At 42.7% G+C, this 25,794-nt stretch carries 32 protein-coding genes and 2 pseudogenes; 2 read left to right on the plus strand and 32 right to left on the minus strand.

Annotation, left to right across the window (positions count from 1 at the left end):
- Position 1: 1 nt before the first annotated feature.
- The 28 genes from O3620_RS02150 to O3620_RS02285 form a co-directional block, all read right to left on the minus strand.
- Positions 2 to 919, minus strand: a complete 918-nt coding sequence (locus tag O3620_RS02150; protein ID WP_002919493.1) for a DUF4299 family protein — start codon at positions 917 to 919, stop codon at positions 2 to 4.
- Positions 920 to 1,212: 293 nt separating this feature from the next.
- Entirely contained in the window at positions 1,213 to 1,572 is a 360-nt protein-coding gene (locus O3620_RS02155) for a TfoX/Sxy family protein (RefSeq protein WP_002919494.1), read from the minus strand.
- A gap of 9 nt (positions 1,573 to 1,581) precedes the next feature.
- Positions 1,582 to 1,995 carry a VOC family protein gene (locus tag O3620_RS02160; protein ID WP_002919495.1) on the minus strand — a complete coding sequence of 138 codons (414 nt, stop codon included), beginning with the start codon at positions 1,993 to 1,995 and terminating at the stop codon, positions 1,582 to 1,584.
- Between the two features lie 56 nt (positions 1,996 to 2,051).
- On the minus strand, positions 2,052 to 2,855 hold the full coding sequence (locus O3620_RS02165) for a helix-turn-helix transcriptional regulator (protein ID WP_002919496.1): 804 nt from the start codon (positions 2,853 to 2,855) through the stop codon (positions 2,052 to 2,054).
- Between the two features lie 239 nt (positions 2,856 to 3,094).
- Positions 3,095 to 3,403 (minus strand): putative quinol monooxygenase, encoded by a 309-nt coding sequence (locus O3620_RS02170; RefSeq protein WP_002903981.1) that lies wholly within the window; start codon positions 3,401 to 3,403, stop codon positions 3,095 to 3,097.
- 15 nt (positions 3,404 to 3,418) lie between these two features.
- Positions 3,419 to 4,405, minus strand: coding sequence for a rhodanese-related sulfurtransferase (locus tag O3620_RS02175; RefSeq protein ID WP_002910385.1), 987 nt, complete (start codon positions 4,403 to 4,405; stop codon positions 3,419 to 3,421).
- Between the two features lie 141 nt (positions 4,406 to 4,546).
- Positions 4,547 to 5,035 (minus strand): DUF6773 family protein, encoded by a 489-nt coding sequence (locus O3620_RS02180; RefSeq protein ID WP_002910386.1) that lies wholly within the window; start codon positions 5,033 to 5,035, stop codon positions 4,547 to 4,549.
- Positions 5,036 to 5,049: 14 nt separating this feature from the next.
- A complete protein-coding gene (locus O3620_RS02185) occupies positions 5,050 to 5,247 on the minus strand; it encodes a helix-turn-helix transcriptional regulator (RefSeq protein ID WP_002896268.1) in 198 nt (65 codons plus the stop codon).
- Positions 5,231 to 5,428 (minus strand): hypothetical protein, encoded by a 198-nt coding sequence (locus tag O3620_RS02190; protein WP_002896269.1) that lies wholly within the window; start codon positions 5,426 to 5,428, stop codon positions 5,231 to 5,233. Before O3620_RS02190 ends, O3620_RS02185 begins: the two co-directional genes overlap by 17 nt.
- Before the next feature lie 135 nt (positions 5,429 to 5,563).
- Entirely contained in the window at positions 5,564 to 6,106 is a 543-nt protein-coding gene (locus O3620_RS02195; RefSeq protein WP_002907093.1) for an ECF-type riboflavin transporter substrate-binding protein, read from the minus strand.
- Positions 6,107 to 6,117: 11 nt separating this feature from the next.
- The gene (locus O3620_RS02200; protein ID WP_002896272.1) at positions 6,118 to 6,963 is read right to left on the minus strand and encodes an S-adenosyl-l-methionine hydroxide adenosyltransferase family protein; all 846 of its coding nucleotides are present in this window, start codon (positions 6,961 to 6,963) and stop codon (positions 6,118 to 6,120) included.
- Positions 6,964 to 6,994: 31 nt separating this feature from the next.
- Positions 6,995 to 7,588 (minus strand): MptD family putative ECF transporter S component, encoded by a 594-nt coding sequence (locus O3620_RS02205; RefSeq protein WP_371601380.1) that lies wholly within the window; start codon positions 7,586 to 7,588, stop codon positions 6,995 to 6,997.
- Positions 7,589 to 7,604: 16 nt separating this feature from the next.
- Positions 7,605 to 8,987, minus strand: a complete 1,383-nt coding sequence (locus tag O3620_RS02210; RefSeq protein WP_002919498.1) for a M20/M25/M40 family metallo-hydrolase — start codon at positions 8,985 to 8,987, stop codon at positions 7,605 to 7,607.
- A gap of 117 nt (positions 8,988 to 9,104) precedes the next feature.
- Entirely contained in the window at positions 9,105 to 9,932 is an 828-nt protein-coding gene (locus O3620_RS02215; RefSeq protein WP_032909757.1) for an amino acid ABC transporter substrate-binding protein, read from the minus strand.
- A 117-nt stretch (positions 9,933 to 10,049) separates the two neighbouring features.
- Positions 10,050 to 11,192, minus strand: coding sequence for a M20 peptidase aminoacylase family protein (locus O3620_RS02220; protein WP_032909758.1), 1,143 nt, complete (start codon positions 11,190 to 11,192; stop codon positions 10,050 to 10,052).
- 375 nt (positions 11,193 to 11,567) lie between these two features.
- A complete protein-coding gene (locus tag O3620_RS02225; protein ID WP_002907099.1) occupies positions 11,568 to 12,284 on the minus strand; it encodes a YebC/PmpR family DNA-binding transcriptional regulator in 717 nt (238 codons plus the stop codon).
- A gap of 267 nt (positions 12,285 to 12,551) precedes the next feature.
- On the minus strand, positions 12,552 to 12,917 hold the full coding sequence (locus O3620_RS02230; RefSeq protein WP_002919499.1) for a hypothetical protein: 366 nt from the start codon (positions 12,915 to 12,917) through the stop codon (positions 12,552 to 12,554).
- A gap of 226 nt (positions 12,918 to 13,143) precedes the next feature.
- Positions 13,144 to 13,947, minus strand: coding sequence for a DUF6612 family protein (locus O3620_RS02235; RefSeq protein ID WP_002919501.1), 804 nt, complete (start codon positions 13,945 to 13,947; stop codon positions 13,144 to 13,146).
- 206 nt (positions 13,948 to 14,153) lie between these two features.
- Entirely contained in the window at positions 14,154 to 15,248 is a 1,095-nt protein-coding gene (locus tag O3620_RS02240; RefSeq protein WP_002919502.1) for a nucleotidyltransferase, read from the minus strand.
- A gap of 1 nt (position 15,249) precedes the next feature.
- The gene (locus O3620_RS02245) at positions 15,250 to 15,984 is read right to left on the minus strand and encodes a class I SAM-dependent methyltransferase (protein ID WP_002919503.1); all 735 of its coding nucleotides are present in this window, start codon (positions 15,982 to 15,984) and stop codon (positions 15,250 to 15,252) included.
- Between the two features lie 75 nt (positions 15,985 to 16,059).
- Positions 16,060 to 16,425 carry a ribosome silencing factor gene (gene rsfS, locus O3620_RS02250; protein ID WP_002919504.1) on the minus strand — a complete coding sequence of 122 codons (366 nt, stop codon included), beginning with the start codon at positions 16,423 to 16,425 and terminating at the stop codon, positions 16,060 to 16,062.
- A gap of 9 nt (positions 16,426 to 16,434) precedes the next feature.
- Positions 16,435 to 16,938, minus strand: coding sequence for a cysteine hydrolase family protein (locus O3620_RS02255; protein ID WP_002919505.1), 504 nt, complete (start codon positions 16,936 to 16,938; stop codon positions 16,435 to 16,437).
- Entirely contained in the window at positions 16,935 to 17,534 is a 600-nt protein-coding gene (gene yqeK, locus O3620_RS02260; protein WP_002919506.1) for a bis(5'-nucleosyl)-tetraphosphatase (symmetrical) YqeK, read from the minus strand. The genes O3620_RS02255 and yqeK overlap by 4 nt, the downstream gene beginning before the upstream one ends.
- The gene (locus O3620_RS02265; protein WP_002919507.1) at positions 17,531 to 18,163 is read right to left on the minus strand and encodes a nicotinate-nucleotide adenylyltransferase; all 633 of its coding nucleotides are present in this window, start codon (positions 18,161 to 18,163) and stop codon (positions 17,531 to 17,533) included. The genes yqeK and O3620_RS02265 overlap by 4 nt, the downstream gene beginning before the upstream one ends.
- A gap of 28 nt (positions 18,164 to 18,191) precedes the next feature.
- Entirely contained in the window at positions 18,192 to 18,503 is a 312-nt protein-coding gene (gene yhbY, locus O3620_RS02270) for a ribosome assembly RNA-binding protein YhbY (RefSeq protein WP_002896287.1), read from the minus strand.
- Positions 18,504 to 18,610: 107 nt separating this feature from the next.
- Positions 18,611 to 19,717, minus strand: coding sequence for a ribosome biogenesis GTPase YqeH (yqeH, locus tag O3620_RS02275; protein ID WP_002919508.1), 1,107 nt, complete (start codon positions 19,715 to 19,717; stop codon positions 18,611 to 18,613).
- A 2-nt stretch (positions 19,718 to 19,719) separates the two neighbouring features.
- Positions 19,720 to 20,247, minus strand: coding sequence for a YqeG family HAD IIIA-type phosphatase (locus O3620_RS02280; RefSeq protein ID WP_032912986.1), 528 nt, complete (start codon positions 20,245 to 20,247; stop codon positions 19,720 to 19,722).
- A gap of 174 nt (positions 20,248 to 20,421) precedes the next feature.
- Entirely contained in the window at positions 20,422 to 21,111 is a 690-nt protein-coding gene (locus tag O3620_RS02285) for a hypothetical protein (RefSeq protein ID WP_002919511.1), read from the minus strand.
- A gap of 177 nt (positions 21,112 to 21,288) precedes the next feature.
- On the opposite strand from O3620_RS02285, the gene O3620_RS02290 reads away from it, so the two are divergent.
- Positions 21,289 to 21,915: a TVP38/TMEM64 family protein gene (locus tag O3620_RS02290; protein ID WP_371601381.1), complete on the plus strand. Its 627-nt coding sequence runs from the start codon at positions 21,289 to 21,291 to the stop codon at positions 21,913 to 21,915.
- A gap of 69 nt (positions 21,916 to 21,984) precedes the next feature.
- A pseudogene (locus O3620_RS02295) lies at positions 21,985 to 22,089 on the plus strand (transposase); the annotation flags it as partial.
- 105 nt (positions 22,090 to 22,194) lie between these two features.
- Here O3620_RS02295 and O3620_RS02300 read toward each other — a convergent pair.
- The 4 genes and pseudogenes from O3620_RS02300 to O3620_RS02315 form a co-directional block, all read right to left on the minus strand.
- Positions 22,195 to 23,241: a 2,3-butanediol dehydrogenase gene (locus O3620_RS02300; protein WP_032906405.1), complete on the minus strand. Its 1,047-nt coding sequence runs from the start codon at positions 23,239 to 23,241 to the stop codon at positions 22,195 to 22,197.
- 121 nt (positions 23,242 to 23,362) lie between these two features.
- Positions 23,363 to 23,719, minus strand: coding sequence for a hypothetical protein (locus O3620_RS02305; RefSeq protein WP_002915785.1), 357 nt, complete (start codon positions 23,717 to 23,719; stop codon positions 23,363 to 23,365).
- A gap of 137 nt (positions 23,720 to 23,856) precedes the next feature.
- Positions 23,857 to 24,405 (minus strand): annotated as a pseudogene (locus O3620_RS02310) (PASTA domain-containing protein); the annotation flags it as partial.
- Between the two features lie 525 nt (positions 24,406 to 24,930).
- Positions 24,931 to 25,761 carry a GIY-YIG nuclease family protein gene (locus O3620_RS02315; RefSeq protein WP_002919519.1) on the minus strand — a complete coding sequence of 277 codons (831 nt, stop codon included), beginning with the start codon at positions 25,759 to 25,761 and terminating at the stop codon, positions 24,931 to 24,933.
- Between the last annotated feature and the right edge of the window lie 33 nt (positions 25,762 to 25,794).

Genomic DNA, 25,794 nt, shown 5'->3' on the forward strand with positions numbered 1-25,794 from the left:
GCTAAAACTTCGGTTCTCCCTCTGGAAGCTGGTCCAAAATGGCTTCCAGTTCCAGCCGATTGAGTGGCTGAATCCGAATCTGACTAGAATCCAGATAGCTGCGGTGAGTCTCTGGAATCTTCTCCAAAAAAGCTTTTAAATCCTTTGTTGTCAGATATTTATAGCCCTGCGGACTGCTGGCATCCTCTATCAGGATATGAAGATGCCATTCCATATCTTGACTAGCACCGCTCTCAATCATCTCTTTAACCAAGTAGCCCTTGGGCATGGGCTGAGTCGGAAGGACTGTATCCACTCCTTCTGCCAAGACATAAGAACCCAGGTATTTCCCACCCTGATCCTTATAATACTTAGGAGTAGAAAATTGACTCTGAACCTGCTGCATCTCAGCCATCTGCCTGCCAAACTCCTCCACAGGATCTTCTGCCTTGAAAAGTTCCAGAAGTTTTTCCTGCGACATGTACAAATCATGAGCATAGCCTTCGAAAACATGAATGGGCGCAGCTGCAACTCTGGCATCGTTCAGGCCGTAGAGAATATCCGCTTCAAAATCAATATTAAAAATCCCGTCAGCAGTGTAAGTGGTGCCGTATTCATCGACAATATCCTGCTTCATCTTCTGAGCCAAACGACTCATGAAGAGAATGGCCCCTTTCCAGTCACCCACCGTTGATGGTGTCAAGACGCGAACCTGGTAGGTTTCCCGGTCTGACAGATAATAAACTTCAAACCCACGGCCTGCCCCTTCCCAGTAGACAGCCAGAAAAGTTCCGACCTGATCCAAGGATTGATAAACCTTATCGCCCTCGAGGCCTACGACCTCCAGCCCTTCTACTAGGGAAACCAAAGACAAGGGTGTTTCGATCGCCTTATAGCTAAACAAGCCCTTTCGGTTCTGAATGTAAAAAGAAATACTCATACCATGCTCCTTTCTAACGACAAAAGCCTTTCAGAAAGCGAGAAAATGCAAAATCAACACTCAATACAGGTACAAACTAGATTTTCTCCAAGACTTTTAAGGATAAACTTCATTCGCAAAACGGACTCTGGTATTAGTATAACATTTTTGGAAGAAAAAGACGAAAAAACCTGTATCCATGAAGAGACTTTCCGATTGAAAGCTTCATCAATACAGATTCTAAGAATATATTTGAACTTGATAAAAAGGCAACGAATAAACTTCTAAGAAGGCCAAGCTCATCTGAGTACTTCTTACTTTTTATCCTGCTGTGTCAACTCCTGATTGTAGTCCAAGGCTAGCTTGATCCAGTAAGACAGTTCCTTTTGTCCTTCGGCATCTAAATCAATATAGCCATGATAAAGCCTGCCTTTCATCACTGTGACACTGGCACCATTTTTAGGCAGGACCTGCTTTTCCATTTCCTTACCGATGCGTACCATGACAAGATCTTGACTTCTCGAACTCACAGTAACGGTCATCTTACCTCGAACCATGAAAGCCAAGCCACCAAACACCTTCTTCTCTTCTACCTCTTCTTCAAAAACATGAGGAGGAAGTTCAGTAGCTAAAATGGCACGGACTTGCTGGGCTAAGGATTCACTATAAGCCATCCTTCTACCTCATTTCATCACATCCCAACCGATACCAAAACGGTCAATCAAGCGGCCATAAAACTCTGCGAAAGCTTGTTCCTCTAAAGGATAGAGAATTTGTCCACCTTCAGCAAGCTTAGCAAATAGCTCATCGGCTTCTTCTCTACTATCTGGACTCAGAACTAACCATTGATTGGGCTGATGATTGCTAGGAATAGATAGGTCGTTAAAAATGCCTACATCCTCACCATTCAGGGTCAAGTTTTCCGTATCTAAGGCAATCCAGGCAATCTTATCCCGTTTTTCTGCAGGAAGGTTTGCTGAATCCATCATCTCAATGGCTCGTACAAGTCCCTTTATCTCTGTCTGAAAAAGATCTGCATAAAAACGAAAAGCTTCTTCGGCCTGACCGTTAAAACTTAAAAATACGTCTAATTTCATTATTGTTCCTCCAATTTTTTATATCTGAGAATAAATCTCTAGTATCAGTTTATCAATTAAGATAAAAATTTTCTTATTCTCAATTGCGCTTGTTTGGCTAGGGAACGCATGATTAAAACTGGAAGATTAACTGTAATAGGTGGATCGCTGGGCAAGGGCCTGCGCATGATGATTTCCTCCTGATAGATGCTATCGCCTGAAAAAGTGAGAGGCTCATCGCTGCCCCAGCGAAAGTTATGCTTCAAGACATAGTTTTTAGTTAGGCGTAAATCCTCCAGCAATTCACAGGCCAAAAGATAGTAGTGACCATCCGGTACATTTTCAAAAGTAAACTTTCTCTTCTGACTCAGTGCTACTCCGATAACTGGCTCTTCTTTGGGTATGCGGGTTTTAAAAAGCCCGACACAGCTAATGCGTGGTTCATACCCCTCAGGATAAGATAGCGCCACAGTCAATCGATTGCCACTTTTACAGTCGGGATCCTGATGCAACAAAGCTCCCTTCTCATCCAACTGTTTGACCATAAAATCATAAGCCTTGGTTGATTCCTGGTAATATTTTTTAGGAGAAAGTCCAGTATGCCGCTTAAAAGTATTGGAAAAACTGCCTAGACTATCATAACCAGCTTCTATAGAGGTCTCAGTCACATTTTGCCGGCCTTCCACAATTTCCTGAATCCCTTTTTCCATCTTAAGAGCTTCCACATATTGCTTGATAGAAAAGCCCATCTTTTTCTTGAAAGTTCTGGATAGATGGGAAGGACTATAGTGGAAATACTGAGCCAAATCAGTCAGACTCAGCTCTTGATCTGCATGCTGACGCAGATAGGCTGCCACTTCTTCCATGATGGCTTTAGACATAGACCTGCTCCTTTCCCATTTATTTAAGCCCATTATATCACATCAAAAAGAAAGGACAAAAAATCGAAACCGCAGAAAGAAAATCAGAAATCAAGTGATACTCTGAGAGATGATCTAAGAACTGGCGGAAATAGTCTGCTTTCCAAAATCTCTGTCCAACAAGACTTTTACCTGTAGATAAATGATAAAAAAACTTTAGACGTTTGAATCGTCTAAAGTTTTTAGTTTTTCTTAGGAATTTAGAAACTTGCCTTACCATCAAAAATAGTCAGCTTATGCAAATTTTCCATGCCTGCAATAATGGGTCTAGCTTTTGCAATGAGATTTTGAAAAACTTCCAAGGTCAGACTGTCATTGTGAGCTTGCTCGCTCTCCCAAACTTCGTAAATATAGATGCTGTTGGGTTCATCTGCCTTCTCACCTAAGATATAGCAGAAACAAGTGTCAAGATTTTGCATTTCTTTGACAACTTCTTGCATGTAAGCAGTAAGTTCCTGCACCTTTCCTTCTTGGGCCATTAATTTCCCATAAACACAAAATTTTTCCATTAGGATCTCTCCTTATTACTGAGCTACCAGTGTTTCCAAGCTTTCTCCAATCGCAGCCAAACGTTCCATCACTTCTGCCTGGCTCAAGCCATTTTCAGCCACATAGCGATTGCGAGGGTGAACGCGGCATTCGTGAGAACAGCCACGGAGGTACTTGTCTTCATTTTCTTCTGAAGTCAGGATGCGGCGGTTACACTCCGGATTGCCACAGTTGACATAGCGCTCGCAAGGAGTACCGTCAAACCAGTCTTTCCCAATCACAACTGGATTAACATGGTTGATATCAACCGAGATACGCTCATCAAAGACATACATCTTGCCGTCCCAAAGCTCACCTTGAACTTCTGGATCCTTGCCGTAAGTCGCGATACCGCCATGAAGCTGACCAACATCCTTGTAGCCTTCACGAACCATCCAGCCTGAGAATTTCTCACAACGAACACCACCGGTACAGTAAACAACCACTCGCTTGTCCATGAACTTCTCTTTGTTATCACGGACCCATTGTGGCAACTCACGGAAGTTGCGGATGTCTGGACGGATAGCACCGCGGAAGTGACCTAGATCGTACTCATAGTCGTTACGAGTATCTAGGACAACAGTATCTTCGTCCAAGAGGGCTTCCTTAAATTCCTTAGGTGATAGGTAAGCTCCTGTCGTTTCCAGCGGGTTGATGTCATTATCAAAATCATTGTCTTCCAAGCCCAAGTGCACGATTTCTTTCTTGTAGCGAACAAACATTTTCTTGAAGGCTTGCTCATTTTCTTCGTCAATCTTGAACCAAAGGTCTTCCATGCCCGGAAGGCTGTGCACATAATCCATGTATTTTTGAGTGGTTTCATAATCACCAGAAACCGTTCCATTGATTCCCTCATCTGCTACTAGGATGCGGCCTTTAAGACCAATGGACTTACAGAAGGCCAGATGATCAGCTGCAAATTTCTCAGCATTCTCAATCGGAACATATTTGTAGTAAAGTAGGACGCGAATATCTTTTGCCATAAGATTTCAACTCTCTTTTCTCTATAAAATTTTCTGAATTTTTTAATTCATCTATTTATTATAACCTGATTGAAAAAACTGGGCAAAATATTTGTTTGAAAAATAGCAGAGCTGGAAAGTTTAAGCGAGAAGGACAAGTTATCACTCTTCTTCCAATTGATCCAAATACTTCTCAAAGCGCTTTTTCTGCCATTTATTTATATACTCCAAGAAAATATTGACCAGCAGCATAAAGGGAAAGTGAATGACAAACGTAATAAAAATAACAAATAGAAACATGGGGTGAAAAACACTGTTATGATAAATAACATGATTCAGTTGGAAATTCTGGCAGGCAATCAAAAGAGTTAGAGACCCCGTCCAAGCTGCTATACCCCAAATAGTCAGACTGAAACTATTGTAATAATTGGCTCCCAGATACTGAGCCCGAAAGAAGAAATATAAGCAGGCGATAATGATCAAAACCAAGAAGGGCTGATAGTGAATAGCTCCAGCATTCATAGATACAGAACCAGCATATAGGGCTAAACCACCATACAACAAAAGACTAAAAGCCTCCATACCGGCCTTGTTGACAAGCTGCTCTTCCCGCTCGTCCAAGATCTGTCGTTTAATAAGTTTAATTTTCATGACTAGTCCTTTCTCTATTCAATCCAAAACAATTGATCCAGCGTCTTATTGAGACATTTGCAAATCGCTAAGCATAAACTGAGACTGGGATTGTACTTACCTGCCTCAATCAGGCCAATGGTCTGGCGGGTCACTCCGATAGCATCTGCCAAGTCCCCCTGGGTCATATCATGCTCAGCTCGTGCCATTTTTAGTCTAAGATTTTTTGCCATGGTCATCATCCTTATCATTTTTCTTCTTTGTTGCTATGCCTAAAAGTGCACAACCAATTGTAATATCACTGCCAGCAAAAATAAGAAAAGTCTGATTTTGATTGTTCAGTCCTATAACCAAAAAAATGATACCCAAAACAAGCCAAATAAGTGGTGAATATATATTTTTGATGTTTTTCATATCGCTTCTCCCTTCATTTTTCTAAGTCTATTATACAATATATTTTAAATAATGCAATATATAAATTGCTTTTTATCTTTTATTTTGTGCAAAAAAAGACTGGGAATTCTCCCAATCTGTCAATTTTTGATGTAATCAATCTTTTTTCAGACTTCCTGCGCGGGTGCGGGTGCGAGCGTAAGCAGTCAGCAAGACAGTTCCGATTACTGCTACTGTCGCAGAATTCACCAGAATTGCTACAATACTTTGAGCAATAACCTTATTGACCGGCTCACCAGATACAATCACGTCACCAATCGGGCCGATTAGCCAAGCGATTGCATTGGCTCCAAACTGAATCAAGTTAAAGCGGATAATATCCTTGACTTCAAATTTGCCATCTTCTACTTGGAAGAATTTTCTAAAGAAACCAACCAATAGACCAAAGACTCCGCTGCCAGCAATCCAGAACCACCAAAGTCCGCCACCACTCATAGCGTCTTTAATGGCATGGCCAATGAAGCCCATCAGGAAACCGACAATTGGTCCAAAGATGACGCTAAAAAGAGCTTGCAGAGGGTATTGGAGCTGGATACTGGTATTGGGTACAGGCGTTGGAATATTGATCATTCCGATGACCACGAATAGGGCAGCTCCAATTCCTGTTGCGACTACGTTTCTGATTGTATTATTTTTCATTTTCTTCTTCCTTAATTTTCAATTCTCTTGATTTCAATATGCCATTGGGCACCGACGCCAACATTGTAAGCCTTAGCAAAGGAACCTTGGTTAATCGCTAAGCCAACCCGATAGAGGGAGTTGATATAGAGGATAGGCTGGCCGATGCGGACATCCGCAAAGGACTTGCCATAGGTTACTTGGTTTTGATAGACCAGCATGTCATTATTGTAAATGGTAACTTCAAAGCGGTCACCAAATTCTGGTTTCAAGGTGCAGAATTCCTCGCGGGTGATAGAGGTCCAGAGAGAACCAAAGCGGACATCCAGGATATCAATAGCTCCGCTGACATAATTCTCCGCAAGCGTGGTCTCAACTACCTGAATTTCGACGATGTCTTCGACCTTGAGTTCTGGTCCGACTTCTTCAAAGCTGATATGGCCGCTGGCTAGCTTAGCACCCGTATAGGCATAGACATCACGGCCATGGAAAGTGTAGGAATGTTCAGTATCCTTGCGGCGATTTTCCACTTCAGAAATTTCCCGAATGGCCTCAATTCCGACATGCTTCTTGATGAAAGACAGGGTACCATTGTCAGGCGTGACGATGTACTGTCCTTTTTTAGTCTTGGCTACCACACTCTTACGCTTAGAGCCAACGCCCGGATCCACTACCGACACAAAGGTCGTTCCTGCCGGCCAGTAATTAACCGTCTGAAAGAGACGATAGCTCCCTTCAAAGATATTGTAAGGGGTGATATCGTGAGTCAGATGATGAATTTTCAGAGTGGGCGATTCTTCTAAAGCCACTCCGATCATGGCTGACACGGCTCCATCTACCAGACCAAAGTCCGACTGGAGTACGAGTAAATTGTTCATGTTTTCTCCTTAGTTATATTTTCGATGATATTTAGTCTGAAGCTGACTTGGAATGTCTAGCTTTAAGGATCTTCCTTCCTAACAGGGCTCCAAGTAAAGCACCCAGTAAAATGCTGGCTACAAACCAGAGGACTAAGCTGGGTTCCGGCTTAAGCATGACTTGCTCGATATAAGCCTGAGTCTTTCCTCTGGCAAGAAGACTAGCTTCATACTGCTTGGGCGCCAGCCACATTAGGAAAATAGGACCCGCTGTGCTAAAGCTGAAAACTATAAAAGCCAGCAAGCTTCTAACAGTCTTTTGATAGCCACCTGACCGAGCTATCAGATCCGCTAAAACACCACAAATCAAACCTGGTAGAAAGGCTCCAAAGCCATGTCGACTAAGCAGAAAGAAGAGAACCAGCAGACAACCTAGGCTGCTGATTAGACCGAAGGTCTTTATTTTCTCTGTATAGAAGATGAACAGAACTCCGCCAAAGAAAGCTGTAAAAGCCGGAGCATAAAACATATTGCCTGAGCGGTCAAATAGAAGCCCAACCAAGACGCCTAAGATCATGGCTAGGAAATAAAAGAGGTAAAAGAAACCAGCCTGCTTCAGTTTGTCTTTTCTTGTAGAGTATAGCATAAGACCTCCTTTCCCGCTAGTCAGTTTGACGGTAACTGCCAATCAGCTCCTGAATGAGCTCTATGTGCGTATAGTAGTCAGAAATTTTCACATTCTCATCTCCGCCATGGTCTCGGCTGTTGGCATTTCCAAGTCCGAAAGCTGCCATAGGAACCTCCAAGGCTTCATAGACCGTGTGCATCGGACCAGTTCCAGCTGAAGTCGGCAGAACAGAGATGCCCTCTTGGTAGTAATCTTTAGCCAGCTCGATAAGATTGAGAATGGAAGGCGCACTCATGTCGCTGCGATAACTCATCTCTCCCAAGGTATAGGTCAGTTCAACCGCTGGATAACCATTTTTATCCAGTTGCTGATGAATCTTGTCCAAAACATCTTGTGGCTCCAGACCTGGCACCAGACGAACCTCCATCTTAGCCTGGGCATCTGAAGGCAAAATGGTTTTAACCCCTTGGCCTTGATAGCCTGATCCGAAACCTTCAATATTCAGCGAAGGCTCAAAGTAAAAGCGACGGAGAAATTCCTTCCGCTCGTCCAGCAAAACCGGCAATTTCAAGCCATAGACTTGACTCAACTCTGCAGGAGTCCGCAGGGCATATTCCTCAATCAAAGCCAGCTCCCGTTCATTTGGCTCTTGAACCTGCTCATAGATGCCTTCAACTAAGATGCGGCCGTCTGGACTGCGCAAGCTGGATAGAGCATTGACCAAATACCAGGAAGCAGAATTGATAACCCCGCCAAAACTGGAATGGATATCTACATCTGCACTTTTAACCGTCATGTCAAAGGTAACAATTCCCTTGTTACCGCCCGAGATTTCCAGCTGTCCCAGATTATTGCGGCTGCCTTGCTCCCAGACCAGTAAATCCGCTCCTCGCAGGCGTTTGCGATGCTTGGCCAAATATTTATCCAAGTCTGTCGAAGCAGACTCTTCTGCCCCTTCCATCATAAAGATGATATTGACTGGTAAATCACCGTGCTCTCGAATATACTTGCGAACGGCTGTCAAACGAGCAGTAATGTGCCCCTTGTCATCATCCACTCCTCGCCCATACATAATCCCGTAATGAACCGACAGTGTAAAGGGATCATTGGTCCAAGGCTGGTCATCATCTGCCGGCACTGTATCGTAGTGGTTGTAGAAAATAATGGTCTTAGCAGCAGGATTTGAAGAAAGAAACTCCGCCAAAACAAATGGAGCAGTATAGCTGTCGTCAATCATGACCTTGGCACCTGCAGCTGTAAAAATCTCTCCCAAATAATTGGCTACTTCCTGCAGACCAACCTGCTGGGCAAAGATCGATTTTTTAGAAATCAAGGTCCGTAGCACTTCAAAATAATGCTGGGCCACCTCGTCGTTTTCAAATTTCTTGATTTGTTCAGTCTCAGTTGAGAAAGGCATGCGTTACTCCTATTAACAGCAGATAAAGGGCTGGGGAAATCAGCTTCCCCGCCCTTATCGTATTTCTTGTATCAAAGTCTAATCAGCCAAATTGCAGACTGGACTTGATGGGATTTCTTACTTGATGTCTTTTGCATCTGGCAGGTAAGAGCCGCCAAAGAATTCTTGTGATAGTTTTTCAAGCGTACCATCCTCATAGAGTTCTTTGATTCGCTTGTTGACAAATTTTTGCAAGTCTTCTTGACCGCTAGCAATAATCGGATAGACATAAGGTTGCTGGTCGCTTGGAAGCTCAATCACTTCCAGATTATCCAAGCCTTGGTCTTTGATAATAGACTCTACAGTTATGCGCTCAAAAATCTTATAGTCCGTACGACCGTCATTGAGATTGGCCAAGATTTGCTGAATGGTTCCGTCCGTATAATTGATTTTTGTCGGTTTATCGCTATGCTCCTTGTTGTAGTCCTCTAGTTGCTGAGCTGTTGAAGTCCCCTGAACAACCTCAGTAGACTTGCCGCCAATGTCATCCAGCGATTTGATTCCCTCGCCTTTACGGACAACTAGAACTGTTGGATTTTTCGCATATGGACTAGCATAGAGATATTTGTTAGCCCGTTCTTCAGAGTAGCTGATATTATTAGCACCGATCTGGTAGCGGTCGCTGTCCAGACCTGAGAAAATAGAAGCCCACTTGGTCTTATTGAAATTGACTTCATACTTGTCTGAGTCCTTAAAGATAGCGCGAAGGACTTCGATATCGTATCCAGTCAGTTTACCATCTTTATCCTCGTATGAAAATGGTTTGGTCGTTCCCACTGTTCCGACTTCTACCTTTATTTTCTCTGTTTTCTTCTCACTTGATGATGAGCAGGCCACTAGGGCACCAATGGCCAAGACACTGACAGCCGCCAGAGAGAAGTATTTCAAGGTTTTCTTCAGGTTCATATTTCGAATTCCTCCTAAAAAGTCTTTCTTTATCATATCAAATAAGGAGAAACTTGACCATTATATATTTTTTATGGAGGTGATAGCTTTTCTTTATCAGCTTTGAGGCAGCTATTTCTAGGCTTTTTGCTTGTAGTGCTGCAGGAGGAAGAGGGCGCTTTCGACATAGTAAGGAACGGAAACTTTGAAAGCTTCGTCATCAATGACCATGCTGTCGTGATGGAGGTCAGGAGCATTTTCTGCCCCATTTGAGCCGATAAAGGCAAAGACACCTGGAAGTTTCTCCTGATAAAAGGCAAAATCTTCTCCAGCTGAGGATGGATTGGCTGGCAGGACCTCGGCTAGATTCTGTGAATGCTCATAAAGCAGCTCGGCCAATTCGGGATCATTATAGGTCACTGGAGGAGTATGGTCCCAAGAAATCCTGACTTGAGCCCCAAAATTCTCTGCTGTATTCTCTACAATTCGGATAAAGTCTTCCTTGAGACGCTGCTGCAAGGTCGGATTGAAACTGCGAATCGTTCCTTCAAAAAAGCCCGACTGCGGCAGTACATTCCAAGTTGCCCCCGATTCTATATGAGTTACAGACAAGACAGCTGCTTCAAAAGGAGACACAGTACGAGCCACTAGAGCCTGCAGATTTTGAATCATACTAGTCAAGGTCAATACTGTATCAACCCCCAGATCTGGTCTAGCCGCATGGCTGCTGACTCCTTCTACCTCAACCTTGAACTTCTCAACCCCAGCCATCATGGCTCCAGCTTTAAGTGCCAGCTGCCCCGCCTTAAGCTGGGGCATATTGTGAAAGCCGATAATCGCAGACACATCGTCCAGCAAACCAGTCGCAAGTACCTGACTGGCTCCCTGAGAAGTTTCCTCAGCCGGCTGGAAAATCAGACGAACCGTCCCTCTCAAATCTCCTTCCATAGCCTTGAGTAGCTCCGCTGCCCCCAAAAGGCTGGTCTGATGAAAATCATGACCGCAAGCGTGCATGACGCCTGCATTCTGACTGGCGTAAGGCAGACCAGTCTGCTCCAAAATGGGCAGAGCATCGATATCAGCCCTCAGGGCAATAACCGGCTTGCCAGAACCTACCTCGGCAACTAGGCCGGTTTTCAGACCGGATTCTAAAATCCTAATATCCAAATCTTCCAGATAGCCTTTTAGAAAAGCCGTCGTTTCAAATTCCTGCCCAGACAGCTCTGGATGCTGATGAAGATAATGCCGTGTTTGTATCAGTTTATCATAAAATTTTTTCATGGCCGACTCCTTTACTCGAATACACCTATCTACCATCCAGTATAGCACAAAGCTGGACGCAGAAACAAAAATAGAGAGCAAATAATCAATAATTAGCCCTCTAATTTTTGTATTATGATATATCGCCTTCGAAGGAGATGACAATGGATTCATTAGAAAAATCACACTCCAAGACCCACTTACCATCTGTCTTTACAAATTTTAACTGATAATCTCGTTCTGGTTTGGAAGCAAGTCACAGGCCGCCAAGCTCATCTCCTTAACAAGTTAATACTATGACTTTTGTATTTTACCCTACTTAGCTGAGCTAGTAAATATAATTTGAAGCTTATCATCATAGAAAAACCTGTAGCTCCAACTACAGGTCAAGTATCTTTAGAATCCATCTACATTCGTATAGATTTTTTGGACATCTTCGTCGTCTTCTAAAACGCTATAAAGCTTTTCAAAGGTTTCGAGGTCTTCACCGGTCAACTCTACTTCAGACTGAGGAATCATTTCCAGCTCCGTTACTTGGAATTCTTGGATGCCAGACTCACGCAGAGCCACGATGGCCTTATGAAGGTCAGTTGGCGCTGTATAGACAGTGATGCTTCCTTCTTCTGCTTCAACATCATCAACATCCACATCCGCTTCCAGCAGCTGTTCAAAGACACTGTCAGCATCGTCACCCGCAAAGACAATCACACCTTTATTATCAAAAAGATAAGCTACAGAGCCACTAGCTCCCATATTGCCGCCATTTTTACCAAAAGCAGCACGGACATTGGCTGCAGTCCGATTGACATTTGAAGTCAGAGTATCGACAATCAGCATAGAACCGTTTGGCCCAAATCCTTCATAGCGGCCTTCAGTAAAGGTTTCGTCCGTGTTTCCTTTTGCCTTATCAATGGCCTTGTCAATGACATGCTTAGGCACCTGAGCCTGCTTAGCTCGATCAATAACGAATTTCAAAGCTGTGTTAGACTCTGGATCTGGATCACCTTTTTTAGCTGCTACATAGATTTCCACACCAAACTTAGCATATACTTTTGAGTTCGCGCCGTCTTTGGCCGTTTTCTTTGCCACAATATTGGCCCATTTACGTCCCATTGGAGATTCTCCTTTTGATAAATTACATTTTTAATCTTTCTTATTATAACACAGGGAATCAGAAAAATCACTAAGAAAAAATGATAGCTCCTAGAAGATTCTGGTTGTATTGTTCAACTCCTGCTGGACTGAAATCGAGACAAAATTGATTTCTGTTTTCCTTTCATAAAAAATCCAGTCGCTAAAAGAGCAACTGGACGGTACATTCTATTTCCCGAAACCGGCAGGTCTGTCATAACGGACCTTTACCGAAATCCATCAATAATATCACTGATAATTTTTCACAATAGATAAATCCGGTTTGCACCTGCTTAAACAGTCAAAAACATCCTCTATTCTGCCATCTAAAAAAGTGACATCTACTCGAACGGACTTGCCATGATAAGGCTTGACATATAGGTAGTCTCTCCGATAGCGCCTGACCCCCAGTCGAAAAGAAGGCTGCCCATCAGAAGTTCTGCCCCAAGCCGGCCGGTAAAAGACACTTTCCAGCTGATTCCAAGCAAAGCTATGCTTTTTCAAGAAAGCACCTCGCACGGTTAGGCCCCATTCTGTTCCTGCAAGAACAAAGCACTTTTTACTCAGCTTGCGTCCCGCATGAACTATTGCAAATATTTCGATTACAGCAGTCATGAAAAAAGCAAGTATAAAAGGCAAACTGAACGAGCGTATTCCTGCTCCAGGCATGGCTTTATCAATTGAAAACAAGAGCAAGGAAGCTAAGGCACCGAAAATGATGCCTGAGACTAAGAAGACAGATGCCAAGATGACTATGGTCAAATAGAGTCCTCTACGGTAGCGAAATGAAAACAATAAAGGCATGACTTTTCCTTTCTCAGCTAATAGTTTTGCTTATGCTTTACTGAGGCGCCTTAAATTCATCTTCCTCTACATTATTCCAGTCAGAATATTGAGTATCTGTTTGAACATCCAAACTACCTTCTTCACCTTTATAAGATAGACCTAGCTTAAAGTCTTTTAAGAATAAGGTCTTTTTATCCAAGCGTACTTCTAACGTTTTATCCATATCAGCCTGAGTAACACCTGTCAGCTCTAGTTTGAATTCTTCACCAAAGAGCCCCAGTAAATCAGCATTTTTACTACTTAATTTAAAGATATATTCATCACCGCTTTCCTTTACAGTGACATCATCAGCCATTTGATAAAAGCCATCCATGAGTTTGAAATAATCGGGCTGAACATAATAATCTGCCCCGCTTCCCATTTCTTGCTTAGACCATGTTCCATTTTTAGAAGAACGAGTATACAAAAGTTTATCCTCTCCGCCTGGCATAATCGCTTCTTGATAACTCTCCTGACCGCTCTCTTTTCCATCTATGACTAAATGCCCCTTGGCCAGCTCATCCGTGCTTTTATCATAGAGAAGATCCCCGCTCATCGTTTGAGTTTTATTGGAACCATCTACAGTGATAGATAATTTCACCTTCATTTTCATTGAAGTTAGATCTTCATTCGCAGTTTCTGCTTTCTCCAAGAGTTCTTCAATATCGTCAGAAGAAGTATTCTTTTGGCTCTCACGGGAGCTATTCTCAGTCCTACCCTGATTCTTTTGAGAATGTTTCTGCCCAATCAAGCTACAAGCCCCTAAACTAAGCGTCATTAAAGCTGTAAGTGCCATAAAGGTAATCTTTTTGAATTTCATGAGTCTTCCTCCTTTGAGACATGGATATAAAAGATAATCATTCAATCAAGCCCAGCAATGTTTTATTGACCGAATGCTAGCTTTCATACCTACAGTCAAACCGCTAAAAAGCAAATCATGCTCCTTAGTAAAAACAAGTTTATTCGTTTATTATACCATTTTTTATTTACCATCGCAAACAAAGCAAAAAGGCTGAATATTCAGCCTTACTTGTCTTTCATAATCGGAACTCGTCCAAAATTCTGTTCCATAAGTGCAGGATTGCCTAGCTGATAGACCTTATCAGCCTGCTGGGTTAGACTATCCCATGTCTTCTTGCCGATACGGCTGACTAATTCAACATTTCCCTTAAGCTGGGACAAATGCTGGCGCCCCTGCTCGGAAAAGCCTAAAATGTGGATTCCTGACGGAAGCTCTTCTTGCCTAGCTCCGACCAGAATATAGGTCAAAAGACGCCTGACTCGTGCCTTGGTATAGCGCTTAGTTGCCACCTGTTCAACTAGCTCTTCTATGGTCTCACTGCTTTTCAAGGCCTCTCTAATCCTAACGGCTAATTCCTGATTGACCTGATAAAAGCTTGTCAAATCCGGACAGGTCACTATCTGGTAACGGAGATAAGGAAAGAGGTCCGACCAGGTCACCTTGGGAACCGCTTCAATCAAGTGATGGTCTGGGGTGAATTTCTTGAGAAAGTCTGGCTGATCCAGATTCTGACGAAGGGCAGTTGCAGAGGCAAATTCTTGATTAGCTGATAAGGAATGGTAGCCAGCTCCCTGACGTTGAATCGGGCACAGTTTTATATCTCTTCCCGCCACAGCCTTGGCATAAGCCAAGCCCAAGATATGATTGGGAGTAGAGCCTGAGAAATTGAGCCCTACAAACTCCTGCCACATGGCCTGAGTCTTTTGAGGATAGGAGAGGGAATCAGGCAGACCAGTCAGATAAGCCTCCATCTGCTCTGCTTTTTCGCCATAGACCCTCGAAATACTCTCGTAGTCCAGCACTTCCTCAGTTCCAAAAGTCAGCTGTTCGATGCCCAGTCTCTCTAAGATGTCTACTGCTCCCTTAGCGAAAAAATCTGCCGCCTGAACGCTGACCAAGAAAGGCAGCTCAAGAACCAGATCCGCTCCAGCTTCCAAAGCCATCTGTGCCCGAGTCCACTTATCCACGATAGCCGGCTCCCCTCGCTGAACAAAATTACCACTCATAGCAATAATTTTCAGACCAGAAGCCTGCTCCAGCAGATATTTGTGCCCATTATGAAAAGGATTAAACTCTGCGATAATACCGGTAACTGTCATCTCATTTCTCCGCTACAAAGAACCAGCGAGCGCTCTTGTTTGTTGGCTCCTTGTCCTCAAAGTCCGCGTAAACCTTGACATTCTTAAAGCCAGCCTGCTCCAGCAAGATATCATAGGTCAGAATCTCATAGGTCCGCTCCTCATGAACCTCATCATGGCGAGTGAAACGCCCATCTTCGTCTTGGACAAAGAAGGTCAGCTCATGCACGATGGAATGAGGCGGTTCGTCCGCATAGGAATCCCATACCATGGCAAAGGTTTCAGCATTTTCGTGATAGGAATAGCCAGGAAAAACCTCGTCAATCTGGTAAATCGAGTGCACATCAAAGATAAAGCGGCCACCCTCATTTAGATGCTGGTAAACTTGAGTGAAGACCTGACCAACATCGACTTCGTCCTCCATATAGCAAATCGAGTCCGAATAACAAGTCACCAAATCAAACTGACCGACGCCACTCAAATCCAGCATATTCCCTTGTATAAAGGGAATGTCCAAACCAGCCTCTCTGCTACGCTTCTCTGCCAAATCTAGCATTTCCTGACTCAGATCCAGCCCCGTCACCTCGAAACCTGCCCACTTAAAATAAATAGACTGAATGCCCGTACCACAGGCCAGCTCCAGCAGCTTTTTCTTATCCTTGGGAAAATGGCGCAGGCTGAAATCCGTCCACTTCTCATACAAAGAATCATCCATAATCGCATCGTAAACCGACGCGAAGGTTTCATAAGTTGCCATATTTTTCCTTTCAAAAATAGCCCAGCCAGCAGGCTGACTGAGCCGAATTCTGCTTTCTTGCCAAAGGGCAAAAAATCACTTATTTTTTTCTTCCAATAAGGCTGCAACATCCACACCAGTTGCTTCGTGCCAGAGTTTTTCCAGATTGTAATGCGCCCGCATTTCTTCGGAAAAGACATGGACAACCACCCCACCTAAGTCTAAGAGAACCCAGCCACCAGCTGCGTCTCCCTCAACATGGCCAGCAGAAATACCCGCCGCTGCAGCTTTCTCACGGATATTTTCAGCGACCGCATCCAGCTGACGACTGTTCATAGAGCTGACGATGACAAAGTAATCTGTCACAGTAGTCAGACCTTGCAAGTCCAATGCCACAATATCTTCTGCACGCTTTTCATCGGCCGCCTTCACGACCAGTTCCAATAATTCTTGTTCTCTCATAGTTCCTCTTTAATTAAAAATGTTTTTGTAATCTCGAACATCCGCAAAACGTCCGTCCCAAATTTTTTGGTAAAAAGTATTTATTTTTTCTGCCGAAGCATCTTCCCCATCAAAAGTTGTAAATGCACCCTCTGGAATGACAAGTTTATAATCAAATTCAAATCCCACTTTAACCGATGCATCTACACAATATTCCGTCTGCATGCCACATAAAACTAGACGATCAATATCTTCTTTATCCAAGTAATCCTTCAAACCTGTCTCTTTAAATATACTATTATACTTCTTCTGAAAGACCTTCTCGTCTGACTTTCGATTCAAGAGAGGAGACAACTGCCAATCTTCCAATGCACTGTCTTCTGGATTTTCCATATGCTGAATATAGATAATTTCGATACCTTTACTCCTAGCCTGATGTTGCAGAAAGGAAATTTTATCCATCATTTTATCAGACTGAAAACCTGTCTCCACTAAGATATTTTGTACATCTATAATGATTAGAGCTGTTTTCATTCTTCTATTTCCTTTAAATACCCTACAAAGGCATTGTAGGTCTCCAAGGTCTGCGGATAGATGGGCATTCCTTTGTGAGCCAAATGCTCCACGGTCCTTGCTGTTTCATAGGCCACAGCTAGATTAAGCGACCGCTGGGCCAGCTCTCTTGCCTTTTCCACTCCCGGAAAGTCGCGGTTGTGCTCAATGTAGTCGGCGACATAGACGACCTTGTCCAACTCAGACATGGTGCCACTGCCCACTGTATGAATCTCGATGGCTCGCAGAATCTCAGCATCTTCGATGCCTAAATCTTCCTGAATCTTGTAAATGCCCACCATGCCATGCCAGACATTATTGCCCCAGTTTTTCAGGTCAGGATCCAGCTGATATTTATCAATCAAGGATAGGAATTCCTCATCCGAGACTTTTTTAGCATAGTCGTGCAGGAGTCCTGCCAAACCCGCTTTTTCAACATCAAGACCGAAGTGCTCCGCTAATTCACGAGCAGCCTTTTCCACACCTAGACAATGCCGCAGGCGTTTCTCAGGCATGACGGTTTCCATCTTAGCCAGTAAGGCCTCACGACTCATGCTGATATAGCTTTCATAGGTCATAGGTAAAGTCCTTCTTTCTCAATATAGTCTAAGACCGGCTGAGGCAGCAGGAAATTAGGAGTCCGTCCCTGAGCAAGAAAATCCCGCACCATACTGGAGGAAATATCCATAAGGGGCACATCCACCCAGATGACAGGGTAAGAAGTCCCCGCCTTGTAGCGCAGCCGCTGAACACCGACAAATTGAACTAGCTCAACCAGCTCATCAATCCGGTACCACTTGGGCAGATAGTCCACCATATCCGCACCGATGATAAAGTAATAGTCCGTATCGGGATGTTGCTCTGTCAGGAGCTTCATAGTGTCGTAGGTATAGGAAATTCCCTTACGCTCCAGCTCAATGGTTTCAATTCCTAGGCCTTCAATACCCTCAATAGCCAGCTCCAGCATTTTCAGCCGATGCTTTTCATCGATAGTCTCTTTCTTATCCACATGGGGTGGCTCATACTCTGGCATAAGCAGAACCTGATCCAAGCCTAACTGTTGCCGGACCTGATCCGCCACGACCAAATGAGCATTGTGGACAGGATTGAAATTCCCACCTAAAATGCCAATCTGCTTGCGTTTTTTATCTTTAACTTCTGGTTCTAATTCCACCTTGGTAAAGGGGGTTAGTAATTCAATAGCCATAGGCTGACATCTCCACAGAAATTTTTCCTTAAATTTGCTTGACTTTGACAGAGAGTTTGCGATTTTCCTTTTTGCTGGACTGCTTGTAGAGAATCAAGATCCGGCCAATCTTCTGCACCGTATCCACTCCGATTTCCTCTTCCAGAATCTCAGCAACTTCATGGATATTCTCATCTGTATTCTGCAAGAGCGTAACCTTAATCAGCTCTCTGGCATCCAGTGCCTGACGGACGCTGGTTTTGATTTGGTCATTAAGTCCATTTTTCCCAATCTGAATGATAGGCTTGAGACTATGTGCCTGACTGTTGAGAAAGGCGCGTTGTTTTGATGTTAGTGTCATGTTCTTCTATAAGGCTTGATACAGCTAGGATTCGCTTTACTCCCCACTATTCATGGCCTTTTCCTTCCTTATTTTAAGGGAATTTCTTCCCCTTGGTGTCTTGAGTATTATATAATAGCTTTCCGAGTGACAACCGCCACACCCTCTGGCGCCCAACCAGCTACTCGGGCAGGACCACTGACGCGAATCCAGCCCAAACCTGAGAAGACGATATCTGTCTTGTCCTTGATGGTAAATTCATGCTTGACCAAAGCTGGAAATTCTTCCTTTTCCTTGCCAACGGGAGGTACTAAGAGACTGCCGACATGCTTGTCATAAAAATCACTAGCACCTTGCAACTTGGTCCGGTGAAGCTTAAGCTCATTGTCAAAATAAGCTGTGAAGCCCTGCTTATCGCCTGCCACAAAGTCAAAGCGACCTAAACCACCCAAAAAGAGGGTTTGCTCAGGATTGAGCTGGTAGGTTTTGGGCTTGATTTCCTTTTTGGGACTGATGTATTTGAGATTCTTAGCAGAAAGATAGTGAGCCATCTGGTGACGATGGATAATGCCCGGTGTATCATAGATATGACTGCCATCTGCCAAAGGAATCTCGATTTTATCCAGAGTTGTGCCCGGGAAGCGCGAAGTCGTAATAATATCCTTATCGCCCGTGATTTCCTGAATAATGGCGTTAATCAAAGTAGACTTGCCCACATTAGTCACGCCGACCACATAAACGTCACGTCCCTTGCGGCAATGCTCAATCTTGTCAATCAAGTCCTTGATCGCCTGCTTGTTCTGAGCAGAGGTTAGGACCACATCGACTGGACGCAGGCCTTCTTCGTGAGCCCGCTCCGTCAGCCACCGGGTCACCTTGCTATCCTTGACCGACTTAGGCAGAATGTCCTTTTTATTCCCAACCAATAGAACATCGTTTCCAGCGACAAAGCGAGGCAGGCCAGGAATGACCGATCCATTAAAGTCAAAACTATCGACAACATTGACGACCAAAGCGTCGCTATCTCCAACCTCATGGAGAAGCCGCAGAAAGTCATCATCCGTCAGCTGGACATCGCTGATTTCATTATAATGGCGCAGGCGGAAACAGCGCTGGCAATAGAGTTCGCCTGCCTCCAATCCTTTTTCTAGAGCCGACTGGGGCGTGTAGCCTAGCTTGCCCTTATCTTCTGTCTGAATAATGGCTCCGCAGCCGATACAGAGAAGTTCTTCCATGCTTAAATTCCTTTTTTGTATTGAATTGGGCCGTATTTTTCAGTGATTTTCTTGAGCACACGGCGTTCACGTGCCCGATTGATCTGAGTCTTGATAGAGTCATGCTCGACCAGTGGTTTAACCAAAATCGAACGAATTCCGGCCCGATGAGCAGCTCGAATATCCGTCATGAGCTGATCGCCCACCATGACCACTTCCTTTTTTTCAAAATGAAAAAGCTTGAGCGCCCGATCAATGCCCCAAGTGAAGGGTTTCATCGCCCAGTAGATATAGTCAATTTCAAACTTTTCAACAGCCCGCTTGACCCGTTTTTGGTTATTATTGGACACCACGATAATCCGAATGCCCGCGTCCCGCAAATCATGGAGCCACTTCTTCATCTCTGGGGTCCCATCAGGATTATTCCAAGCAATCAGGGTGTTATCCAAATCCACCAAAACTGCTTTGATCCCCTGTTTTTTCAAACTCTCTACTGTCAAATCGTAAACTGCCTCGACCGCAAAGTCCGGCATATAATCTTCAATCGCCACATCTCTCTCCAAAAATTCGTATTCTCATTATTATAGCATAAAATGGGCTTTTTGGCACTCATGTTCCTATTTCTTCTAGAGCAGTTAGGTGATGAGCACCTTTCTATTTTTCAAGCAAATGAAAACAGCTCCCCAAGCGGGAAGCTTCATTTTAAATGGAATAAAAATTTATACTCACAGTCTAGGCCAGTGGCCATCTTTTTCTTTCCGTAATTTTAATTCATAAAATTCTTGAAGATCGAGAATAATACCGGTAGCACCCTCTGCTTCATCTATTTTTATATGAAGAACCTTAGAAAATTTCTGAAAATCCTTCTCCTCAATACCCGGGGCAATGCGAATATCAACAGATTGCCATTCACCATTTTTCTCTTCATAGCCTACTAATGCAACTAGAAAATCTGTTCCTATTTTATACTCACCGGTTAATAACATTGCTATATCATTAAAAAGACCATCGTAGTAGGTAGGATTCGACACTGCAAACAATATAATATCTTCTCTCTTGAGCTCTCCATCGACACTAGCTAGGGGAATCTCATCTACATGCTCAAGCATCGGAAGAACGGTTTCATGTCTTAATGAAGCAATGCTAAAAGAATTGTTGTATGGAGAAGATGGATTCATAATTTTGCTATAGCTATTCACATACTCTGCGACTCCTACCAAAAGGAACAAGAAGAAATAACTAACTACAAATAGTAAAGTACGTGTTTTTCCGAAAAATAAGAAACAAATTAAGGAACAAATAATTAAAAATAATACAAAGAGAATAATTGTATGAGGGTGGGAAAATACTCTTATGAGATTATCATATGCAATTTCCCATAATTTTTGATGATATAAATTTAGATATTCTTCCACTATAGGCTCTCCTCTTACGCATTTTTTGATTTTGAACGATTATTTGAAAACTTATGGTTTACTAATTACATCATTATATCATCTTTGAGGCTTTTTGGCACCTTCAGCCTCAAGAGTTACAAAAAGGAAAAAAGATGATATTATAGTGGTGATAGTATAAATGTCCTGGAGGTTTGTATGACAGAAAAAAACAGGCAGATGCAGGCTGTTTCCCCTCTTTTGCAAAAGATTATCAACTGGTCGTCCGCCGTTGGCGCTCTAGGAACGGTGGCCTTTTGTCTTTGGGCCTATTTCGCAGGTGTTCTCCAGTCCAAGGAAACTCTCTCAGCCTTTATCCAGCAGGCGGGCATCTGGGGACCTCCTCTCTTTATCTTCCTGCAGATTCTACAGACGGTCGTGCCTATTATCCCCGGAGCCCTGACCTCTGTCGCCGGTGTTTTCATCTACGGCCATATCGTCGGCACCATTTATAACTATATCGGTATTGTCATTGGCTGCGCCATTATATTTTATCTGGCCCGCACCTATGGTCCAGCTTTTGTCCAGTCCGTCGTCAGCAAGCGCACCTATGATAAATATATCGGCTGGCTGGATAAGGGGAATCGCTTTGAGCGCTTCTTTATCTTCATGATGATTTGGCCTATCAGTCCAGCCGACTTTCTCTGCATGCTGGCGGCCCTGACCAAGATGACTTTCAAAAAGTACATGCTGATTATCCTTCTCTGCAAGCCCATCACCCTCGTCATCTATACCTACGGATTGACCTATATCATTGATTTTTTCTGGAAAATGGTCTCCAAATGAAAAGAAGTTGAATTGAACCGCACCCCAAAAGTTAGACAGAAAAAATCTAACTTTCTGGGGTGTTTTTAAATGAAATTAACTTATGAGGATAAAGTTCGAATCTATGAACTAAGAAAACAAGGAATCAGCTTAAAGCGACTTTCAGAAAAATATGGAATGAACCTTTCAAAACTTTTGACATCCCAAACCTCTTTCTATATCTTTGCTTATTATAGCACAAACCATAAAGAAAAATCAGCCAGTTTTGACTGATTTTCGTCTCATTATTAAGCAAAGATTTTATTCTGGCGATACCAAAATCTTGATCTGCGCCTTGTCCTGAGTCAGCTCGATAAAGCCTTCTTGCACAATATCCTCTAGCTTAATCTTCTTGGTCACAAGCTTGTCAGCAGAGAAATAACCCTGCTCCATCAGTTCCAGCACCTTAGGGAAAATATGCCGATAGGCAATAATTCCCTTGAGCGATTTTTCTTGAATGGCAAATTCATTAGGGTTGATGCTGGCTTCTCGTTCCCAGATAGAAACCACCATACATTCTCCAGCCTTGTGGACAGCAGCTAAAGCTTGTCCCAGCACAACCGGCACCCCAGTCACTTCATATGACACATCTGCTCCGCCACCAGTTAAACGCTGAATAGCAGCTACCACGTCTTCACCCTCTTCTGGTCGCACAATGATGGCTCCAAGCTCCTCTGCCTTGGCTTGGCGTTCTGGAGATAATTCAACTCCATAAATCTTAGAGGCGCCGGCTGCCCGCAAAGCCTCAATAATCAAGAGCCCGATTGGTCCCAAACCGAAGACAACCGCTGTATCGCCCGTCTTAAGAGCTGACTGACGGACCGCGTAAACAGCCACAGCAGCAGGTTCTGTCAAGGCTGCCTGCTCATAGCTAAGGCTGTCTGGAACTTTGTGAACAATGTCTCCGTCCAAAACACAGTATTTGGCAAAACCACCGTCTGCCGCCAAACCGACAAAGTTTAGATTGGGGTCCAGATTATAATCACCGACAAGATTATGCTTAGCCAAAATGGGCTCAACTGTCACCCGGTCGCCAACTTTGACCCGTGTCACAGCACTGCCGACCTCAACAATTTCGCCAGCAAACTCATGTCCCAAAGTTACAGGCGCTTTCTGGCCAGAATAGACATGCTCTGTTTCTGTCGGAATAAAAATCGGTCCGTCCAAGTATTCATGCAAGTCAGTTCCACAGATTCCTGTATACTTGACCGCAATTTTAACCTGATGCGGTTGGACTTCCGGTACATCCACTTCTTCAATACGGACATCTTTAGCGCCATACCAACGCGCAGCATTCATTTTTGCCATAAACATACCTCACTTTATAATTTGTTAGTTTAATTGTAAACCCTTTCAGAAATCTTGTCAAAAGATTAGCTACATTTTCAAAAAATAACATACAAAAAACCAGCATCTGCTGGTATCAAGTTTATTCTGCAATTCTAGCAGAGTAGAAAGGAAGAAGGAACATTAAAACAATATAAAGAATCAAGAGAATCGCACGAAGCAATCCACCAAATAGAAAAGCAACTACTAAAGTTCCCAAACAAATAGAAAAATTAGTAAAATTTGTTTCAATCAGCAAGGTTTGCCCTGCTTTAACTGTCACTGGCTTGGTTTTCATAGGAGCTGCTCCTACACGAACAACAGCTTCTTCTCCCTCAATAGGAAAAATAGCCTCGTCACCATTCTTAATTGCGCCAACTTTCTGTTCATTTATAAAGATTGGAAACTTTCCAATAATCCCTACAAAACCTGTCCCACGTTTCACTTTGATTTCCGACATAAAGACTCCTTTATTTTTTTTAATTATTTTAACATAGAAAACTTGAGACTACAAATAAGGGAATTATAAAACAGCAAAAATATCAATAGCATACATATTACAAATTAACAATTCCATTCGTTAACTGATATTTATAATCAATGCTCGGAAGAACTAGAGCTACTAGAATGGCTTTCATCATCAGATGATGAACTGTTTTTAAAGCCGCTAGAATATGATGACGAGCTTGTTGACGATGGTGTTGTTGCTTCTGTCACGTAAAGAGTGATTTTTTCATTAGATTTGAGGTCAATTGTCTGACCTGCCGCTGGTGACTGGGAAGTTACCAAGTCTGCCTGAGTCGAAGTGACCGAACGGTCAACAACTCGCTCAATTCGAGACGAAGAAATTCCCATTTGAATCAAGTAAGAACGGGCATTGGCGTAGGTGTACTGCATGCTGCCAAAGTCAGGCATGGCCACACTAGTCACTTCTTTTGCCACTGTCAGCTTGATCTTATGATTAGAAGTCAAATCATAGGTCGAACCAGCTGCCGGTGACTGGCGAATGACCTGACCTGGCTCGTACTCGTCCGATTCCTCCTCAACAATCTCAATCAATTTCTCAGAAACATTATAGTTTGTTTTCAGATTTTCAACTACGGCTGATTTTGCTTGACCGACATAGTTCTCCATAGTAAATATTTTTTGATTAGTTACACTTGGAGCACTATTATTTTTTGTCTTGTCTATTTTTGAATCCTTCTTTGATGAAGAACTTTTCAACACAGATGATGGTAATTTCCCATTTTGATTATTTTTAGAAGAGTCATGCTGTATAGCTAGAAAAGCATAAATTCCAAAACATATCATTATTACACTAGGAACTAGAAAGTAAATTTTTCTCCACCTCTCCTTTTTTCTATTTCTTGCTTCAACTTCATTATATTCTTCAACCGCATCATCAAGCAGACTTTGTAATTTCGCCAATTTCTCAGGATTATCTGTTTGTGCCATGAGGACACGTAACTGATGAATTCTATCTTCATAGAATCTCTCTTCTTCTTTTTCAGCCTGTCTTTCTTGCAATATCAATTGAGTGTGTTGGAGGTTTGTTTGTTGTTGTAAAAGATCACCTTGCCGTTTTAATTCTGCGTTTCTCTCCTGTTCACGCATGTCTCTTTCCCAATTATTGTAACTTCCCATTATAATATCTCCCGTTTTATTTTTATCCTAATTCGCATTATAGCCAAATTCTCTTGACTTCAAAATATTCTTCCACCAAGATTCTCTTTTCAACACAAATGAATCATCAACTTTACCATTATAATTTTCTAAAACCGAGTATTGAAAATTTTCTTTTATATATTCAACTCCTTCATAAGAGACGAGCTCCTTAAGCTCTTTATTATTTCCATGTATGCTATCAATATAGGATTGCCATCTTTGTAGCAACATTCCGTTATCTCCTGTTGCAGAACCAACATATAATTTACCATTCTGTTTATCAGTAAGTAAGTATACTGCTTTCTGATTTGAAAGAGCAGTAATCCAATCTTTCTTTTTAAATCGTAAAATTGTTTCTAATTGATGGTAGGACAAACTTATATTATCATAACCAGGAAAATCATCACCTCCATATACATCCGGCAAAATTTGAAATACTTCTATTTTTTCCACGATATTTTTGAAATGAAACACAGGTGCTCTACTAGGCCTTTTGCAACGAACAATCAAACGTCCATATAAACCAGAATATTTAGTTAACTCTCTTCCTTCATAATTTTGACCAAATGTAACACCCAATTCTTTAGTAACTTCTTTTATAGTTGTTAAAAGCCAAGTATCATAGCTCATTTGAACAAGATTAACTGCAATGTCATCTATATTATAATATCGTCTTTGGTTTCTCCAAAATAAATTGAAACTATTTAATAATTCTGGCTCTCTTAAATAAGTTTCAACTGGATTCTCCCCTGTCCAATTATTAAACTTTATTTTAACTCTTGAGATTTCTTTATCATCGAAATCTAGAATATCCTTCAGCAAAATTTTTCCTTCCATAATCTTTCTCCCTAAAAAACAATTTTATTTGTG

It is taken from the genome of Streptococcus sp. 27098_8_134, assembly GCF_041431675.1.
GTDB classification, from domain to species: domain Bacteria; phylum Bacillota; class Bacilli; order Lactobacillales; family Streptococcaceae; genus Streptococcus; species Streptococcus sanguinis_R.